The following is a 17,571-nucleotide window of genomic DNA, read 5'->3' on the forward strand; positions in this document are numbered from 1 at the left end:
CCGCCCCGCCCCGCTCCGCCCCTGCCTCCGCCCCCGCCCCTGGGCACGCTACGGCCCCGAACCCTCGCCGTGGGTTCGGGGCCGCAGTTCCGCCTGCCCTGCCGGGCCTGCGGAGTCCGGGTGACGCACCGTCCCTGGGCGCGCCCCGGAGTCATTCGGGTGCGGTGGCCGGGCCGGACTCGCGACCGGCCCGGCCACCCGTCAGACCGGCCGGGAGGCGAGCTCCTTGGCCGCACGGGCGCAGGCGCGGGCGATCCGGTCCTCGTTGACGGCGGTCAGCCGGCCCTTCTCGACCACGGCGTTGCCGTTGACGAACAGCACCGCCAGCGGGGGCAGCGCGCCGAAGGTGAGGGCGGCGACCGGGTCGGCGATCGAGGAGTGCATGATCCCGTCGATCTTCCACAGCGCCAGGTCGGCGAGCTTGCCGACCTCGATCGAGCCGATCTCGTTCTGGCGCCCGAGCACCCGGGCCCCGCCCATGGTGCCCAGCCGCAGCGCCTGGCGCCCGGTGAGCGCGGTGGGGTAGCCGTGCAGGCGGTTGATCAGCAGCGCGTTGCGCAGCTCCGTGCCCAGCTCGCCGGACTCGTTGGAGGCGGTGCCGTCGACGCCGAGCCCGACCGGTACGCCGGCCTTGAGCATGTCCGGCACCCGGGCGATCCCGGCGGCCAGGCGGGCGTTCGAGGAGGGGCAGTGCGCCACGCCGGTGCCGGTCTCGGCGAACTTGGCGATGTCGGAGTCGTTCATGTGGACGCAGTGCGCCATCCAGACGTCCTCGCCGAGCCAGCCGACCGACTCGAAGTAGTCGGTCGGCCCCATCCCGAACAGCTCCTTGCAGAACTGCTCCTCCTCGGCCGTCTCCGAGCCGTGGGTGTGCAGCCGGACGCCCTTGCGGCGGGCGAGTTCGGCGGACTGGCGCAGCAGGTCGGTGGAGACCGAGAACGGCGAGCACGGCGCGATGGCGACGTGCAGCATCGAGCCGAAGGAGGCGTCGTGGTAGCGGTCCACGGCGGCCTCGGAGGCGGCCAGGATGTCGTCCAGCTCCTCGACCGCGTGGTCCGGCGGCAGGCCGCCGTCCTTCTTGCTGCGGTCCATCGAGCCGCGCAGCGCGGTGAAGCGCAGGCCGAGCTCCTGGACGGCCTCGATGGAGGCGCCGAGGATGTCGCCGCCGTCCCGGGGGAAGACGTAGTGGTGGTCCGAGGCGGTGGTGCAGCCGGACTTGAGGAGGGCGGCGGCCGAGCCCTGGCTGGCGGCGTGCACGAGCTCGTCGTCGATCCGCGCCCAGGTCGGGTAGAGGGCGACCAGCCAGTCGAACAGGATGTCGTCCTGGGCGAGGCCGCGGGTGATCCACTGGTAGAAGTGGTGGTGGGTGTTGACCAGGCCGGGAGTGAGCAGGTGGCCCTCGCCGTTGATCCGGCGCACCACGTTGTCCAGCCACGCCGGGGCGGGGCCGTCGCCGACGGATTCGATCGTGTTGCCGAGGATGACCACGTGGCCGCGGGCGTACTCGGTGTCGGCGGCGTCGACGGTGGCGATCGCGACGTTCTCGATCACGATCCGCTGGTCGGCGGGCGGGGGCTGGACTGCCATGGTTTCACTCCTATGGGGGAGGGCCGGGAGGGGCGTGCACCGTGCGGTGCGCGCCCCTCCCGGACCGGTCAGGACGGTGTCGCCGTCGGCACCGTCGCGCCGGAGGTCTGGCCGGATCCGGACCGGCGGGGGGCTCCGACGTGGTGGAAGAGCAGGTTGAGCAGGACGGCCATCACGCAGCCGGCCGAGATCCCCGAGTGCATCAGGGTCCGGACGGCCTCCGGGAAGGAGTCGTAGAAGGCCGGCACCGCGATCGGGATGATGCCGACCCCGAGGGAGACCGACACCAGGATGGTGTTGGAGCTGGACTCCATGCCGGCCTCCGCGAGGGTGCGGATCCCGCTCGCCGCGACCGTGCCGAACAGCACGATCCCGGCGCCGCCGAGGACGGGCTGCGGCACCAGGGAGACGACCGAACCGAGCACCGGGAACAGCCCCAGCAGGATCAGGATGCCTCCGCCGGCCGCGACCACGAACCGGCTGCGGATCTTCGTCAGCGCCACCAGCCCGATGTTCTGGGCGAAGGCACTGGCGGCGAAGCCGTTGAAGACGGGGCTGAGCGCGGTGGCCAGTCCGTCGGCCCGCAGGCCGGCGGCGAGCGTGGGCTCGTCGGCCTCGCGGTCGACGATCTTGCCGAGCGCGAGCATGTCGGCGGTGGACTCGGTCATCGAGACCACCATGACGATGCAGAGCGAGGCGATCGCGGCAGCGTCGAACATCGGCGCGCCGAAGTGGAACGGGGAGGGGAGGGCGAAGACCTTCGCCTCCTTGACCGCGCCGAAGTCGGCGAGCCCCAGCGGGAAGGCGATCAGGGTGCCGAACGCCAGTCCGACGAGCAGGGACAGCTGCTGCCAGAAGCCGCGCAGCAGCCGGTTGCAGAGCACCACCGCGGCGAGGGTGAGCGCGGCGAGGCCGATGGCCCGCATGGAGCCGAATCCGGGGGCGCTCGGCGAGCCGCCGCGCGCCCAGTTCACCGCCACCGGGAGCAGGGACACCCCGATGAGGGTGATCACGGTGCCCTGGACGACCGGAGGGAAGAACCGGATGAGCTTGCAGAAGTACGGCGCCGCGAGGAAGCACAGGACCCCCGCGACGATCACCGCTCCGAAGATCACCGGGAGGGCGTCCTTCGGTCCGTGTTCCTTGGCGATGGCGATCATGGGCGCGACACCCGCGAACGAGACGCCGTTCACGAACGGCAGTCGCGCACCGATCCGCCAGACGCCGAGGGTCTGGAGCAGGGTGGCCAGTCCGGCGGTGAACAGGCTGGCCGAGATGAGCAGGGCGAGGTCGGCGGGTGAGAGCCCGACGCCGGCGCCGACGATGAGCGGGGGTGCGACGACTCCCGCGTACATCGCGGCGACGTGCTGGAGACCGGTGGAGAACAGCTTCACCGGGGGCAACACCTCGTCCACGGGGTGGGTACCGGACCCGGACGGCTTGCCGGGGAGGCCTTGTGACGTGCCGTCCGGGCCTGGTGTTCTTGCTGGGGTGGAACCGCCGTCTGTACTACTGGTGCTGCTGGGTGCCATGTCGAGCCCCTCTTGTGCCCGTGGCTCCCGGCGCGCCCGTGGCGCTGGAGACCTCCCGAGGGCGGGACGGCGGAGCAAGGATCCCTCGGGACGCTTCTCCAGTGCCCCGGGCCGGCCGCCGCGAGGCGAACACGAACTCCGGTGGGTGGGGGTGGAGAAACAGGTGGTGCATGGAACTGCGGGTACTGCTCGTGGTGCCGGCGGTGCGCTCGCCCGGACTCGACCGGCCCGTCGGGGGCCGGTGGGTGCGGCGACTCCGGGCGGAGTCCTTGCGGTCGGGCGGGGAGGTCAGACGACCGGGATGACCGGGACGACGCCCTCGCGGTGCACGGTGCCCTCGATCAGGCCGTACATGCGGTCCGCGGCGTAGTAGACCTCGTTCTCGTTCTTGAGGCCGAAGGGCTCCAGGTCGACGAGGAAGTGGTGCTTGTTGGGCAGCTCGAGGCGTACCTCGTCCACCTCGGCGCGGTTGTTGAGGACCCGGGTGCCCATCGAGTGCAGGGTCTGCTGCAGCGAGTAGGAGTAGGTCTCGGCGAACGCCTCCAGCAGGTGCCGCTTCACGTGGGTGTAGGAGCGGTTCCAGTTGGGCTGGGCCTCGCCGTCGCGGCCGCTGTAGCCGTACTTCCAGCGGGCGGTGACCTGGGTGGCGAGGATGCGGTCGTACGCCTCCTGCAGGGTGGTGTAGCGGTCCTTGATGTAGCCCCAGAACTCCGAGTTGGTGGAGTTCATGACGATGAGGTCCTTCAGGCCGGAGATGACCTGGACCTTCTCGCCGTCGTAGACCACCTCGGTGGTGCGGGTCTCCTGGCCGTTGCGGACGAAGGAGTGGCCGACCTCCTCCGAGCCGATGAAGCGGGCCGAGTTGTCCGGCGTCTTGATCCGGTCCCAGGCGTACTCCTCGATCCGGATCCGGGCGCTGTGCACGACGCCGCGCTCGGTGTCGTCGACGAAGTGCCGGGCCAGCACGATGCCGAAGGCCTCGGCCGACTCGATCCCGTACTCCTTGGCGAAGGCGTAGACGGTGTTCTTGGTGGTGTCGGTGGGAAGGCAGTTGGCGTTGGACCCGGTGAGGTGGACGTCCTCGAACTCGCCCTGGAGGGAGACCGAGACGTTGAGGTCCTTGATCTCGTGGCGGGTGGAGTCGCGGTAGACCCGGACGATGCGGTTCTCCGCCTTGCCGTACTGGTTCTGACCGAGCACGTGGGCCATGACAGGCTCCTAAGCTTCCAGGTCGGTCTACTAGCTTCCGCGGTAGACCGAGTATCCGAACGGGTTCAGCAGCAGCGGCACGTGGTAGTGGTGCTGCGCGGGCGCGACCGTGAAGACGATCGAGACCTCGGGGAAGAACGGCGGCTCCGCGGACTTGAGCGCGTAGTACGCGCCGGTGTCGAAGAGCAGCCGGACGACCGAGCCCGCCTCCACGGCCGGGAGGTCCTTGACCCGGCCGTCGGAGTCCGTGGCGGAGGTGCCGAGCACCTGCCAGCCACCCTCGGTGTGCAGTGCGAGCTCGACCGGGACGCCCTCGGCCGGGCGGCCGAGGCTGGTGTCGAGCACGTGGGTGGAGATGCCAGTCATGGGTGAGGTGACCTTACTGATGGCAGAGGTGATGGTGCGTCGGTCGCCGGGAAGGAGGCGACGACGCGGCGACCGGCCGGCGTGCACCGGTCCGCGAGGCATTCTTGACGATGCGTCAGTTGCCGTCGAGGAGGCGGTTGAGCCGGATGTCGTTGATCTTGCGCAGTTCGCCCCGGACGATCTCCGCCTCGGTGGCCGGGTCGTTGGGGTGGCGCTCCCGCAGGGCGGCGAGCATGGTGGCCGCGGTGCGGCCGGTCGCGCAGATCAGGAACACGTGGCCGAACTTCGCCTCGTAGGCGGCGTTGGCCTCGCGCAGTTCGTCGAGGAGCGCCTGGTCCACGCCCTGGATGCCGGCCTGCTCGCGCTCGGAGGTGGCGTCGCCCGCCTTGGGCTGTCCGATCCGGGCGTGGCCGGCCATCGCGTCGCGCAGGTCCGCGTCGGTCAGCTCGGCCATCGCCGCCGCGTTGGCGGCGAGCAGGGCCTCACGGCTGGACCAGGGGCCGGCCGCCGCGACGGCGGCGGCCCAGCGGGGGCTGGAGCAGACGTCCAGCAGGATGTCCTCCAGCTCGGCGGCATCGGCCGCGGCCAGGGACTCGAGGGCGTGGGGGTGGTTGGTCACGAGTGGACCTCCTGAAGAGTGGTGCCACCCGGAAAAGCTAGATCGACCCCACCCAGCCGTCAACAGTTTGTTGAACGGTTGGTGGTTACGTTTTGAACCGACCCGCGATGCCGGGCCCTTTCGTGTGCGATTCGCCAAGTGTGCCCCGCCCCGGGGCGATCCACACTGTCCGGGGGCGGGGTCACTCGCTCGGAGGGCCGCCTTCTCGTCGAGGGGGCCGCCCGCCCTCAGGAGGGCTTCGTGCCGTCCTGGCGGTTGAGGTAGTTGTACACCGTGAAGCGGCTGACGCCGAGCGCCGAGGCGACCGTCTCGACGCCGTGGCGGACGGTGAAGGCGCCGCGCTCCTCCAGGAGGGCGACGACCCGCTGCTTCTCCCAGCGGTCCAGCTCGGCCAGCGGCCGGCCGTCGAACTGGCGGGCCATCTCGGCCAGCAGCCGGTCCAGCGCGCTGCTCAGGTGCGGCAGCCGGACGGCCAGGGCCGGGGTGCCCTCCCACTCCAGGACGACGTCCTCGGACTTCGCCTCGTCCAGCGGGACGGGCGTCGCGCCGACCGCGTCCAGCAGCGGCTTGACCGCCGCGGCGAGCGGGTGATCCACGTGCTCGGTCACGGCGTACCGCCCTCCTCGCCCAAGACGCTGACCTGGACGGAGATCCGGGTCGCTCCGGAGTCCAGGGTCTCCCGCAGTAGCCGGGTCACCGCGGCGAGGACCTGCTCGGCCTCGCCCTCGGCGCCGGTCCCGAAGGGGCCGACGGACACGTCCAGGCCGGCCTCGTCGACGACCTTGCGGGCCGCGGCGGCGTGCTCGGGGAACGTGTCCAGTTCGAACGGTTCTGTCGTGAACTCCACCATCAATCGCACGTCCTCACTGTATCGAGCGGGGGTGGCGGCGGGCAGGGCCTGGGTGATCGAACAGCCGCTAGCCCGGCCGGCGGGCCCGACCCGGCGGCTTCAACAAAATGTTGCGGCACCCTTGACACCCGCTCGCCGGGCCGGAGATGCTTCCACCACACAGAATCCCTCTTCCGGATCGTGGAAGTTGCGGATGAAGGAAGAGAGAGTGAGAGGTGATGGACGTGACGGCGGCTGCCAAGCACGGCTTCACGGTCAACCTGTCGATCCTGTTCAGCGAACTCCCGCTGCTGGAACGCCCCGCCGCGGCCGCCGCGGCCGGCTTCACGGCGGCCGAGCTCTGGTGGCCCTTCGGCACCGAGCACGAGCCGTCCCGGGCCGAACTGGACGCGCTGCGCAAGGCCTTCAGCGATGCGGGGGTCCGGCTCACCGGCCTCAACTTCCTGGACGACCTGACCCAGGGCGCCCGCGGTACCGTCTCGGTGCCCTCCGAGAAGGAGCGGTTCCGGGCCAACGTCCCCGTCGCCGCCGAGCTCGCCTCCTCGCTCGGTGCCACCGCGCTCAACGCGCTGTACGGCAACCGGGTCGAGGGCGTCGACCCGGCCGAGCAGGACGCCCTGGCGCTGGAGAACCTGGTGCTCGCCGCCCGGGCCGCGCACGGGATCGGCGCCGTCCTGCTGATCGAGGCGCTCAACCGGACCGAGTCCCCGGACTACCCGCTGGTCTCCGCCGTCGCCGCGGTCGAGGTGGTCGACAGGGTCAACGCCGCGACCGGCCTGGGGAACGCGAAGTTCCTCTGCGACCTGTACCACCTGGCCATGAACGGCGAGGACCTCGCGGCGGTCATCGACACCCACGCCGACCGGATCGGCCACGTGCAGATCGCCGACAACCCGGGCCGCAACGAGCCCGGCACCGGCGGGCTGGACTTCGAGGACCTGTTCGCCCGGCTCAGCGCCGCCGGCTACACCGGCTCGATCGGTCTGGAGTACCGCCCCTCCACCGGCGTCAGCGCCGACAGCTTCGGCTGGCTGCCGCGCGAGCTGCGCGCCGCCCGGTAGCGCCGCCCGGTCGCGCGGTCCGCCCGCACCGACCGGCAGTCCGGCCCGCCCGCGCCGCCCGGCGAGCCACCACCCACCCCGCACACGTAAGGAACTCGACGCGATGAGCGCCTCCCGCAAGATTGCCTTCGTCGGCCTCGGCATCATGGGCAAGCCCATGGCCGTCAACCTGGTCAAGGCCGGCCACCAGGTGACCGGCTTCGACCTCTCCCAGGCGTCGATCGACGCCGTCGTCGCGGCCGGCGGCCAGGGCGCCGCCAGCATCGCGGACGCGGTGAAGGACGCCGAGGTCGTCATCACCATGGTCCCGGCCGACCCGCACGTCGAGGCGGTCATCCTCGGCGAGGGCGGCGTCCTGGAGAACGTCAAGGCCGGGACCCTGGTGATCGACATGTCCTCGATCACCCCGCAGACCTCGATCAAGGTCGGCAAGGCCGCCCAGGAGAAGGGCGTGCGCGCCCTGGACGCCCCGGTCTCCGGCGGCGAGGCCGGCGCGATCGAGGCAGTGCTGTCGATCATGGTCGGCGGCGCGGCGGAGGACTTCGCCGAGGCCAAGCCGCTGTTCGACGCGCTCGGCACCACGGTCGTCCACGTCGGCCCCGCCGGCGCCGGCCAGACCGTCAAGGCCGCCAACCAGCTGATCGTCGCGGTCAACATCCAGGTGCTCGCCGAAGCCGTGGTGTTCCTGGAGAACGCCGGTGTCGACCTCGCCGCCGCGCTCGACGTGCTCGGCGGCGGCCTGGCAGGCTCCACCGTGCTCAACCGCAAGAAGGCGAACATGCTCAACCGCGAGTTCGCCCCCGGCTTCCGGATCGACCTGCACCACAAGGACATGGGCATCGTCACCGACGCCGCCCGCGCCGTGGGCGCCGCGCTGCCGGTCGGCGCCGTGGTGGCCCAGCTGGTCGCCTCCGCCCGGGCCAACGGCGACGGCTCGCTCGACCACTCGGCGCTGCTGCGCGGCGTCGAGCGGCTCTCCGGCCGCGAGGTCAAGTAGCACCCCCGGGGGCTCCCCGAGCGGAGCCCCCGGCCCTGAACTCCTCCTGGCGGCGTGTACCTGATCCGGTCGTGCCCGCGCCGCCAGGAGGCCAGACCCGACCGGCGTGCGGGCCGGGGCTCATCCGCCCGCCCGCCGGTCGACCCAGCCGGTGACGCGCCACCCTCCCCCGGGGGCACTTCGGTCGTGCCACGCGCGTCGCCCGGCCCCCTCCCCGCCGAGGGGAGCCCCTCGTACGTCGGAAGCGGGACGAGGGGAACGGCGGGGAGGGGGTCGCACCGCCGTCCGGGTGGTGGCCGCACCGCCACCACCCGGGCGGGGGTCGCCCCCCACCCGGGGGCCCTGGCGCCCCCGGGCCACCGGACCGATGCTTGACGAACCACCGCGGACCCCGTACGGAAGTGAGGACCACGCCATGCCCCCCACCCCCCACCAGGGCCATGTGGTCGTAGCTCCGGACAAGTTCAAGGGCACCCTGGAGGGTGCCGAGGTCGCCGCCCGGATCGCCGCGGGCATCCGCCGCGCCGCGCCCGGCACCGAGGTGCGCGAGCTGCCCGTCGCCGACGGCGGCGAGGGCACCCTGGCCGCCGCGCTCGCCGCCGGATTCACCCGGGTCCCGGCCAAGGTGGCCGGGCCGACCGGCCTGCCGGTGGACGCCGCGCTGGCCGTCCGCGACGACACCGCCGTGGTCGAGCTCGCCCAGGCCTCCGGACTCGCCCGGCTGCCCGGCGGCCGGACGGCCCCGCTGGTGGCCGGCTCCTACGGCGTCGGACAGCTGATCGGCCGGGCCGTCTCCCTGGGCGCCAAGCGGATCGTGCTCGGCCTCGGCGGCAGCGCCGGCACCGACGGCGGCGCCGGCATGGTGCAGGCGCTCGGGGTGCGCCTGCTGGACGCCGACGGCACCGAACTGCCCCCCGGCGGGGCCGCGTTGCGCAGGCTCGAGCGGGTCGACCTCGGCCGGCTGGCCGAGCTGCTGACCGGGGTCGAGCTGGTGGTGGCCTGCGACGTGGACAACCCGCTGCTCGGGCCGCGCGGCGCCGCCGCCGTTTACGGCCCGCAGAAGGGCGCCGACGGCGAGGACCTGGTGGTGCTGGAGGCGGGCCTGGCCCGCTTCGCGGACCAGGTCGCCGCGGCCACCGGCCGGGACCTGCGGGAGGCCCCCGGCGCCGGGGCCGCGGGCGGGGTGGGCTTCGCGGCCCTCGCCCTGCTCGGCGCCACCATGCGACCCGGTATCGAGCTCCTGCTCGAACTGCTGGGTTTCGACGAGGCCGTGCGTGGGGCACGCCTCGTCGTGACCGGCGAGGGCTGCCTGGACGCTCAGACGCTCCACGGCAAGGCCCCCGCCGGAGTCGCCGCGGCGGCCGCCCGGGCGGGGGTTCGGGTGGCTGCCGTGGCCGGCCGGTTGGAGCTCTCCGAGCCCGAGTGGCGCGCGGCCGGGTTCACCGCCGCGGTCGCGCTCACCGACCTGGCCGAGCAGCCGGGGGAGAGCCTGACCAGGGCCGGCGAGCTGGCCGAGGTCGCGGGGGAGCGCCTGGCCGGGGAGATGCTGGCGGGCTGAGCCCTCGTACGTTCCTCCATTGACGTTTTGTTGAAGGCAGGCCTAGGCTCCGGGCAATCCTTCGCCTCCACCCGTGTTCCACCACCCCCAACTCCCAGGTTTCGGAGGTCTCCCATGCCTTTCAGCCAGCCGTCGGTGATCCGATCCCGCCGGGCCGTGCTGCCCGACGGCGAGCGTCCCGCGGACGTGCTGATCCGGGACGGGAGGATCGAGCAGGTCGCCGAGTACGGATCGCTTCCGGTCGGCGACGGCGAACTCGTCGACCTCGGCGACACCGCCCTGCTGCCCGGCCTGGTCGACACCCACGTGCACGTCAACGAGCCCGGCCGCACCGAGTGGGAGGGCTTCGCCACCGCCACCCGGGCCGCCGCGGCCGGCGGCGTCACCACGATCATCGACATGCCGCTCAACTCCGTGCCGCCCACCACCACGGCGGACGGGCTGGCCGTCAAGCGGAAGACCGCCGAGGGCCAGGCCTGGGTCGACCTGGGCTTCTGGGGCGGCGCCGTCCCCGGCAACGTTCCCGACCTCGAACCGCTCCACCGCGAGGGCGTGTTCGGCTTCAAGAGCTTCCTCTCCCCCTCCGGCGTGGACGAGTTCCCGCACGTCGAGGGCGCCGACCTGGAGGCCGCGCTGGCCGAGCAGGCCCGCCTCGGCGCGCTGGCGATCATCCACGCCGAGGACGCCGCCGTGCTGGCCGCCGCGCCGCAGCGGCCCGGCGCCGACTACCGGGACTTCCTCGCCTCCCGCCCGGCCGACGCGGAGACCGCGGCCGTCGCCCACCTGCTCGACACGGCCCGCCGCACCGGCGCCCGGGTGCACATCCTGCACGTCTCCTCGGCGGCCGTGCTGCCGCTGCTGCGCCGGGCCCGGGAGGACGGCGTCCAGGTGACGGCCGAGACCTGCCCGCACTACCTGACGCTCGCGGCCGAGGAGGTGCCGGACGGCGACACCGCGTTCAAGTGCTGCCCGCCGATCCGCGACGAGGCCAACCGGGACGCGCTCTGGCAGGCCCTGGCCGCCGGGGAGTTCATCGCCGTCGTCTCCGACCACTCGCCGTCCACCCCGGACCTCAAGCTGCTGCCGGAGTACGGCGGGAGCGGCGACTTCGCGGCCGCCTGGGGCGGCATCGCCTCGCTGCAGCTGGGCCTGCCGGCGATCTGGACCGAGGCCCGACGCCGCGGTCACACCCTGGCCGACGTGGTGCGCTGGATGTCCGCCGGACCGGCCGAACTGGTCGGCCTCACCGGCACCAAGGGCGCCATCGCGCCGGGCCGCGACGCCGACCTGGTCGCCTTCGACCCCGACGGTGAGTTCGCGGTCCACCCCGCCGAGTTGCACCACCGCAATCCGGTCACGCCGTACGCGGGGAGGACGCTGACCGGCGCCGTGCGCACCACCTGGCTGCGCGGCCGCGCGGTGGACACCGGCGGGCTGCCCTTCGGCCGCCAGCTGACCCGGCCCGCCGACTCCCGTACCGACAACGCTTCCTGAACCGACACCGTCTCCCGAGGAGAGTCAGTGACCACTGCCGACACCCCGAGCGCTCCTTTCACCGAGCTGGTCAACCTGGCCTCCCGGCTGCTCGGCGCGGGCGTCGTCGCCACCAACGAGGACACCTTCGCGGACGCGGAGAACCTGCTGGTCGCCAAGCCCGCCGAGTTCCGTCCGCACACCTTCGGCCACAAGGGCCAGATCATGGACGGCTGGGAGTCCAAGCGCCGGCGCGGCGTCTCCGCCGACCAGCCGCACCCCACCGACCAGGACCACGACTGGGCGATCGTCCGGCTCGGCGTCGGCGGCGTGATCCGCGGCCTGATCGTCGACACCGCGCACTTCACCGGCAACTACCCGGAGAGCGCCTCGGTCGAGGCCGCCTCCGTCCCCGGGCACCCCTCGCCCGAGGAGCTCCAGGACGCCGAGTGGACGGTCATCCTGCCGCGCACCCCGCTCCGGGGCGACACTGCCCACGAGTTCACCGTCCAGGACGGCACCCGTTACACCCACGTACGGCTGAACATCTTCCCGGACGGCGGCGTCGCCCGGCTCCGGGTGCACGGCGAGGTGCTGCCCGACCCGCGCGAACTGGACGGCCTCACCTTCGACCTGGCCGCCCAGGAGTACGGCGGCGTCGCGGAGGCGGCCTCCGACCGCTACTTCTCCTCCCCGCACAACCTGAACGCTCCCGGCCGCGCCTCCGTCATGGGCGAGGGCTGGGAGACCCGGCGTCGGCGCGACAAGGCCAACGACTGGGTGCAGATCGCCCTGGCCGGGGGCGGCGAGGTCCTGGCCGCCGAGGTGGACACCACCCACTTCGTCGCCAACGCCCCCGGCTGGGCCGACCTGCTCGGCTTCGACGCCTCGGCCGGACAGGCTGCGCCTTCGCAGACACCGGCCGAGGGCGAGTGGTTCGAGATCCTGCCCCGCACCCGCCTCCAGCCCGACACCCGGCACCGGTTCCGGCTGGACGTGGGCCGCCCGGTGACCCACGTGCGGATGAACGTCTACCCGGACGGCGGCGTCGCCCGCCTCCGGCTCACCGGCCGCCTCACCGAGGCCGGCCGCGCGGCCCTCGCGCTGCGCTGGTTCAACGCCCTTCCCGCCGCCGAGGCCGCGGCCGCGCTCACCGAGGCCGGCCTGACCGCGGAGGAGGCCGCCGCGCTGGCCGCCGCCCGCCCGCTGGCGGACCCGGCCGCCGCCACCGCCGCGGTCGCCGACCTCCGGCCGGCCGACGGGCCCGACGGCGAGCACTCGGCCCGCCGCCGGTCGGCGCTCTGGCGCCTGCTCGGCGTCTGAGCCCGCCGCCCACCCCTCTCCACGCACCGCCTTTTCGACACCTGAAGGACCCTCCATGTCCAAGATCCTGACCACGGAGTCCGGCGCCCCGGTCGCCGACAACCAGAACTCGGCCTCGGCCGGTGAGTACGGTCCGCTGCTGATCCAGGACCAGCACCTGCTGGAGAAGCTGGCCCGGTTCAACCGCGAGCGCATCCCGGAGCGCGTCGTGCACGCCCGCGGCTCCGGCGCGTACGGCTACTTCGAGGTCACCGACGAGGTGTCGAAGTACACCCGGGCGGCGTTCCTGTCCGAGGTCGGCAAGCGCACCGAGGTCTTCCTGCGCTTCTCGACCGTGGCCGGCAACCTGGGCGCCAACGACGCGGTGCGCGACCCCCGCGGCTTCGCGGTGAAGTTCTACACCGAGGACGGCAACTACGACCTCGTCGGCAACAACACCCCGGTGTTCTTCATCAAGGACCCGATCAAGTTCCCCGACTTCATCCACTCCCAGAAGCGCGACCCGTACACCGGCGTGCAGGAGGCGGACAACGTCTGGGACTTCTGGGCGCACTCGCCGGCCTCGACCCACCAGATCACCTGGCTGTTCGGCGACCGCGGCATCCCCGCCTCGTACCGCCACATGAACGGCTACGGCTCGCACACCTACCAGTGGGTCAACGCCGAGGGCGAGGCCTACTGGGTGAAGTACCACTTCAAGACCAACCAGGGCATCCGCTGCCTGGACGGCGACCAGGCCGCCGAGGTGGTCGGCGCCGACGCCGACTCGCACCAGCGCGACCTGCACCAGGCCATCGAGCGCGGGGTGTTCCCGTCCTGGACGCTCTACGTCCAGCTGATGCCGGTCGCCGAGGCCGCGGACTACCGCTTCAACCCCTTCGACCTCACCAAGGTGTGGCCGCACGCCGACTACCCGCTGGTCAAGGTCGGCCGCCTGGTGCTCAACCGCAACCCGGAGAACGTCTTCGCCGAGGTCGAGCAGTCCGCGTTCTCGCCGAACAACTTCGTTCCCGGCATCGGGCCGTCCCCCGACAAGATGCTCCAGGGCCGCCTGTTCGCCTACGCCGACGCCCAGCGCTACCGCCTCGGCGTCAACCACACCCAGCTGCCGGTGAACGCCCCGCGCGCCACCGAGGCGAACAACTACGGCCGGGACGGCCTGATGGCCGTCAACAGCGCCGGCCGCGGCAAGAACTACGAGCCCAACTCCTACGACGGCCCGGCCCAGAGCGACGCCGCGCTCGCCGCCCCGGTCAGGGTGAGCGGCCACACCGGCACCTACACCACGCCGGCCCACACCAAGGACGACGACTTCTTCCAGGCCGGCGAGCTGTACCGGCTGATGTCGGAGGGCGAGAAGGCCCGGCTGATCAACAACATCGCGGGCTCCCTGGCGCAGGTGACCCGGGACGACGTGGTGGAGAAGAACCTGGCCCACTTCCACGCGGCCGACGCGGAGTACGGCGCCCGGCTCGCCGCCGCCGTCGCCAAGCTCCGCGCGGGCGACGAGGGCTGAGCCCCGGCCGGCGGCCGGGGACCGACTGACGCACCGACCCTTCCGCACCCTCACCGGCCGCCGGGGCCCGCACCCCGGCGGCCGCTCGACGGGCCCCTCCCCCCTGGGCAGTGGGGGAGGGGCCCGCGGGCGTCGTGCGGCCGGAGTCGTCCGGAGGTGTCCGGAGGTGTCCGGAGGTATCCGGAGTCGGCCCGAGTCGTCCGGTGGGACCGGAGTGGCGCCCGCCGGGGGTGCGCCGGCGCTCCCGTCACCGTCCGACCGGCAGCTGCTCCACGGAATGTTCACGGATATTCACGGACAGCAGTTGCCGGAGCCGCCGGGTGGATAGGCTGAGGCCTGCCCGCGGTCGCTCCGTGGGGGGACATCGGAAGGGGACGACATGTCGACACCAGCCCCGGGTCGTCACGCCGCGCTGGACCAGGGCCCGACCGGCCCGTTCACCTCCCTGCAGTACGCCCTCAGACTGCTGGAGGCCGTCGACCGGCACCCTGACGGCGCCACCCTGGTCGCGCTCGCCCGGGAGACCTCGCTCGGCCTGCCGACCGTCCGGCGGCTCGCCGAACTCCTGGAGATCGAGGGCTACCTCCAGTGCCAGGACGGCGGTTGGGTGCTCGGCGGCACCTTCGCCCTGCTCGGGCAGCACAACCGGGAGCAGCTGGTGAAGGCCAGGCTGAACCGCAAACTGGCCGAACTCCGGGACGAGTTGGGCGCTGCGGTGTACTTCGGCCGGTACCACGACGGGGAGTTGTCGGTCGAGGCGGTCTCGGCGGCCGACCACGCGCCCGCCGTGCAGGAGTGGGTGGACTTCCGCGCCACCGCGCACGCCAGCGCGATAGGCAAGTGCCTGCTCAGTCAGCTGGACGTGGACGGCCGGCGCGACCACCTCTCCCGGCACCCCGTCGCCCGGCTCACCTCCCGTACGGTCACCGACGCCGACCAGCTGATGCACCGGTTGGAGCGGCAGCCGGCCACCGTGCCGGTGCTGGACATCCAGGAGTACGCGCTCGGCACGGTGTGCGCGGCGGTGCCGATCACCGCGGGCACCACGGTCGGCTGCCTGGCCACCTCGATGCCGGTGGACAACATCCACAAGCTGAAGGCCGCCGCCGAGCTGCTGGCGGCCCGGGCGGCGCCGCTGATGCTGGCGATGGCGGTCTGAGGTCCCGAGCCGCACCCGCACCGCCGCACCCCGCACCGCCGCACCCGCACGGCCGCACCCCGCTCGACGGGCCCCGCCGGACACCGACCGTCCGGCGGGGCCCGCGTGCTTTCCGGCCCCGGGGGTTTCCGAGGGCGCCTCCCGGTGCACACCACTTATTAGACCCGATGTCGATAAGAGGCTCCGAAACCCTTGTCGCCGCCCCTACCGGCGAGTACGTTTCCCTGAGCCGAGCCGCCGCTCCCAGGTCAGGAGGGCCTGCCATGCCCCGATCCACCCCCGTCCCCGCCCTCGCCGCCCCCGCGGCGCGCGTGCACGACAGCCTCGTCCTGGAGCCCCGGGACGTCCGCTTCGACTGGACCGGACTGCCGCTGCACTGGATCCCGGACGAGCCGATGGCCACCCACGTCATCAACGTGCTGCACCTGCTGCTGCCCGAGGGCGAGCGCTGGTTCGTCAAGGTGTTCAAGGAGGCGCTGCCGCTCATCCGCGACGAGCAACTGCGCGAGGAGGTGCTCGGGTTCATCGGGCAGGAGGCCATCCACGCCGAGGCGCACCAGGAAGTCCTGGACCACCTCCTCGCCCAGGGCCTCGACCCGCGCCCGTACGTCCGGCAGATCGCCTGGCTGTTCCAGCGGGTCCTGGGCGACAAGCCCGGGCTGTCACCCGCCCGGCGCCGGGAGAACGTCATCGAGCGGGTCGCCTTCGTCGCGGCGATCGAGCACTTCACCGCATTCCTCGGCGACTGGGCCCTCAACTCCCCGGGCCTGGACCGGGCCGAGGCCGACCCGACGATGCTCGACCTGCTGCGCTGGCACGGCGCCGAGGAGGTCGAGCACCGCAGCGTCGCCTTCGACCTGATGGTCCACCTGGACCCGGGGTACCTGCGCCGGGTGCGCGGAATGCTGGTGTCCGGGCCGCTGCTCGTCCACCTCTGGGTGCGCGGCGCCCGCTTCCTGCTGGCCGCCGACCCGACGCTCCGGGGGCGGCTCAAGCCGACCTGGCGCGAGGCGGGGCGGATCGCCAGGCGCGGACTGCTGCCCGACCCGGTCCGGTCGATCCGCTCCGGCCTGCGCTACCTGCGGCCGGGCTACCACCCCACCCAGGAGGGCTCGTCCAGCCAGGCGCTGGGCTACCTCGCCACCTCCCCGGCCGCCCGCGCCGCCGCCGGGCGCTGAGGGCCCCACCCGACGACCGCGTCCCCGCCCCGCCTCTCCCAAGGACCCGCCCGGATGGACCTCCGCACCCCGCCGCCCGACCTCTACGGCCGCCCCCGCGCCGACGCCTTCATGCGCTTCCTCACCGCCTTCGGCGACCGCTACTCCCCGGCCCTCGGCGGCCCACTGCTGCGCCGCAGCCCCCGCCGCCCGTACAGCCGCCCCACCCCGCCGCTGCGACTGGTCGTCGCCGCCCGCCGGGACGTGGTCTCCGACGTCGTCGAGTTGGACCTCGCCGACCCCTCCGGCGGCCCGCTCCCGCCCTGGCAGCCCGGCGCCCACCTGCGCCTCGCCCTGCCCTCCGGCCGCGAGCGCCACTACTCGCTCACCGGCGACCCCGCCGACCGCCACCGCTACCGGATCGCCGTGCGCAGGCTGCCCGCAGGCGGCGGAGGCTCCGTCGAGATCCACGACACCCTCCACCCCGGCACCCGGCTCACCGCCCGCAGCCCGCGCAACGGCTTCGCCTTCTGCGCCGAGCCCGCCGTCCTGCTGCTCGCCGGCGGAATCGGCATCACCCCGCTCCTGCCGATGGCCCGGGAGGCTCGGCGCCACGGCCTGGACTGGCGCCTCGTGCACGTCGGACGCAGCGCCGACACCCTTCCCTACGCGGACGAGCTGCGCGCCCTCGACCCGCACCGCGTCGTGCTGCGCACCGACGACGAGCACGGCGGCGTCCCCACCGGCGCCGAACTGCTCGCCCACGCCCCGCGCGGCGCCGCCGTCTACTGCTGCGGCCCGGCCCCGATGCTGGCCGCCGTCCAGCGGGCACTGGACGGCTCCCACGCGTCCGCCCTGCACTTCGAACGCTTCGGCGCCGCCCCGATCACCGACGGACGGCCCTTCGCCGTCCGGATCGGCGCCGACGGCCCGACCCTGGACGTCCCCGCCGACCGCTCCGCGCTGGACGTGCTGCGCGAGACCCGCCCGGACCTCCCGTACTCCTGCCACCAGGGCTTCTGCGGCACCTGCGAGGTCCGCCTGCTGTCCGGCGCGGCCGACCACCGGGACCGCCGCCTCACCCCCGAACAGCGCGCCGCCGGCGCCCTGCTGCCCTGCGTCTCCCGGGCCGCCGAGGGCGAGACCCTCGTGCTCGACCTGTAG

16 protein-coding genes are annotated in these 17,571 nt (G+C 73.2%); 9 read left to right on the forward strand and 7 right to left on the reverse strand.

Annotation, left to right across the window (positions count from 1 at the left end):
- Positions 1–201: 201 nt before the first annotated feature.
- From ACGF07_RS30065 to ACGF07_RS30095, 7 genes are all read right to left on the reverse strand, one after another.
- Complete coding sequence (locus ACGF07_RS30065) at positions 202–1,587, reverse strand: 8-oxoguanine deaminase (protein WP_392903797.1); 1,386 nt, start codon at positions 1,585–1,587, stop codon at positions 202–204.
- 68 nt (positions 1,588–1,655) lie between these two features.
- Positions 1,656–3,119 carry a nucleobase:cation symporter-2 family protein gene (locus ACGF07_RS30070; protein WP_392903799.1) on the reverse strand — a complete coding sequence of 488 codons (1,464 nt, stop codon included), beginning with the start codon at positions 3,117–3,119 and terminating at the stop codon, positions 1,656–1,658.
- Between the two features lie 288 nt (positions 3,120–3,407).
- Positions 3,408–4,328, reverse strand: a complete 921-nt coding sequence (pucL, locus tag ACGF07_RS30075; protein ID WP_350745875.1) for a factor-independent urate hydroxylase — start codon at positions 4,326–4,328, stop codon at positions 3,408–3,410.
- 30 nt (positions 4,329–4,358) lie between these two features.
- The gene (gene uraH / locus ACGF07_RS30080) at positions 4,359–4,694 is read right to left on the reverse strand and encodes a hydroxyisourate hydrolase (RefSeq protein WP_350745877.1); all 336 of its coding nucleotides are present in this window, start codon (positions 4,692–4,694) and stop codon (positions 4,359–4,361) included.
- A gap of 115 nt (positions 4,695–4,809) precedes the next feature.
- On the reverse strand, positions 4,810–5,313 hold the full coding sequence (gene uraD / locus ACGF07_RS30085; protein ID WP_392903802.1) for a 2-oxo-4-hydroxy-4-carboxy-5-ureidoimidazoline decarboxylase: 504 nt from the start codon (positions 5,311–5,313) through the stop codon (positions 4,810–4,812).
- 227 nt (positions 5,314–5,540) lie between these two features.
- A complete protein-coding gene (locus ACGF07_RS30090; RefSeq protein ID WP_350745883.1) occupies positions 5,541–5,921 on the reverse strand; it encodes a helix-turn-helix domain-containing protein in 381 nt (126 codons plus the stop codon).
- Entirely contained in the window at positions 5,918–6,163 is a 246-nt protein-coding gene (locus ACGF07_RS30095; protein WP_392903853.1) for a thiamine-binding protein, read from the reverse strand. Before ACGF07_RS30095 ends, ACGF07_RS30090 begins: the two co-directional genes overlap by 4 nt.
- Positions 6,164–6,381: 218 nt before the next feature.
- Here ACGF07_RS30095 and ACGF07_RS30100 point away from each other — a divergent pair, with 218 nt between their 5' ends.
- From ACGF07_RS30100 to ACGF07_RS30140, 9 genes are all read left to right on the forward strand, one after another.
- On the forward strand, positions 6,382–7,224 hold the full coding sequence (locus ACGF07_RS30100; RefSeq protein WP_392903804.1) for a TIM barrel protein: 843 nt from the start codon (positions 6,382–6,384) through the stop codon (positions 7,222–7,224).
- Positions 7,225–7,327: 103 nt separating this feature from the next.
- Entirely contained in the window at positions 7,328–8,221 is an 894-nt protein-coding gene (locus ACGF07_RS30105) for a 2-hydroxy-3-oxopropionate reductase (RefSeq protein WP_392903806.1), read from the forward strand.
- Between the two features lie 415 nt (positions 8,222–8,636).
- The gene (locus ACGF07_RS30110; RefSeq protein WP_392903809.1) at positions 8,637–9,779 is read left to right on the forward strand and encodes a glycerate kinase; all 1,143 of its coding nucleotides are present in this window, start codon (positions 8,637–8,639) and stop codon (positions 9,777–9,779) included.
- 114 nt (positions 9,780–9,893) lie between these two features.
- Entirely contained in the window at positions 9,894–11,273 is a 1,380-nt protein-coding gene (gene allB, locus ACGF07_RS30115) for an allantoinase AllB (RefSeq protein ID WP_350745895.1), read from the forward strand.
- 27 nt (positions 11,274–11,300) lie between these two features.
- Positions 11,301–12,575, forward strand: a complete 1,275-nt coding sequence (gene alc / locus ACGF07_RS30120; protein WP_392903812.1) for an allantoicase — start codon at positions 11,301–11,303, stop codon at positions 12,573–12,575.
- A gap of 55 nt (positions 12,576–12,630) precedes the next feature.
- Positions 12,631–14,091: a catalase gene (locus ACGF07_RS30125; RefSeq protein WP_392903815.1), complete on the forward strand. Its 1,461-nt coding sequence runs from the start codon at positions 12,631–12,633 to the stop codon at positions 14,089–14,091.
- Positions 14,092–14,470: 379 nt separating this feature from the next.
- The gene (locus ACGF07_RS30130; protein WP_350749201.1) at positions 14,471–15,250 is read left to right on the forward strand and encodes an IclR family transcriptional regulator C-terminal domain-containing protein; all 780 of its coding nucleotides are present in this window, start codon (positions 14,471–14,473) and stop codon (positions 15,248–15,250) included.
- A gap of 263 nt (positions 15,251–15,513) precedes the next feature.
- Positions 15,514–16,428 carry a metal-dependent hydrolase gene (locus ACGF07_RS30135; RefSeq protein ID WP_392903816.1) on the forward strand — a complete coding sequence of 305 codons (915 nt, stop codon included), beginning with the start codon at positions 15,514–15,516 and terminating at the stop codon, positions 16,426–16,428.
- 54 nt (positions 16,429–16,482) lie between these two features.
- Positions 16,483–17,571 (forward strand): PDR/VanB family oxidoreductase, encoded by a 1,089-nt coding sequence (locus ACGF07_RS30140; RefSeq protein WP_350749206.1) that lies wholly within the window; start codon positions 16,483–16,485, stop codon positions 17,569–17,571.

Source organism: Kitasatospora sp. NPDC048194, from assembly GCF_043202455.1.
Taxonomy (GTDB): Bacteria; Actinomycetota; Actinomycetes; order Streptomycetales; family Streptomycetaceae; genus Kitasatospora.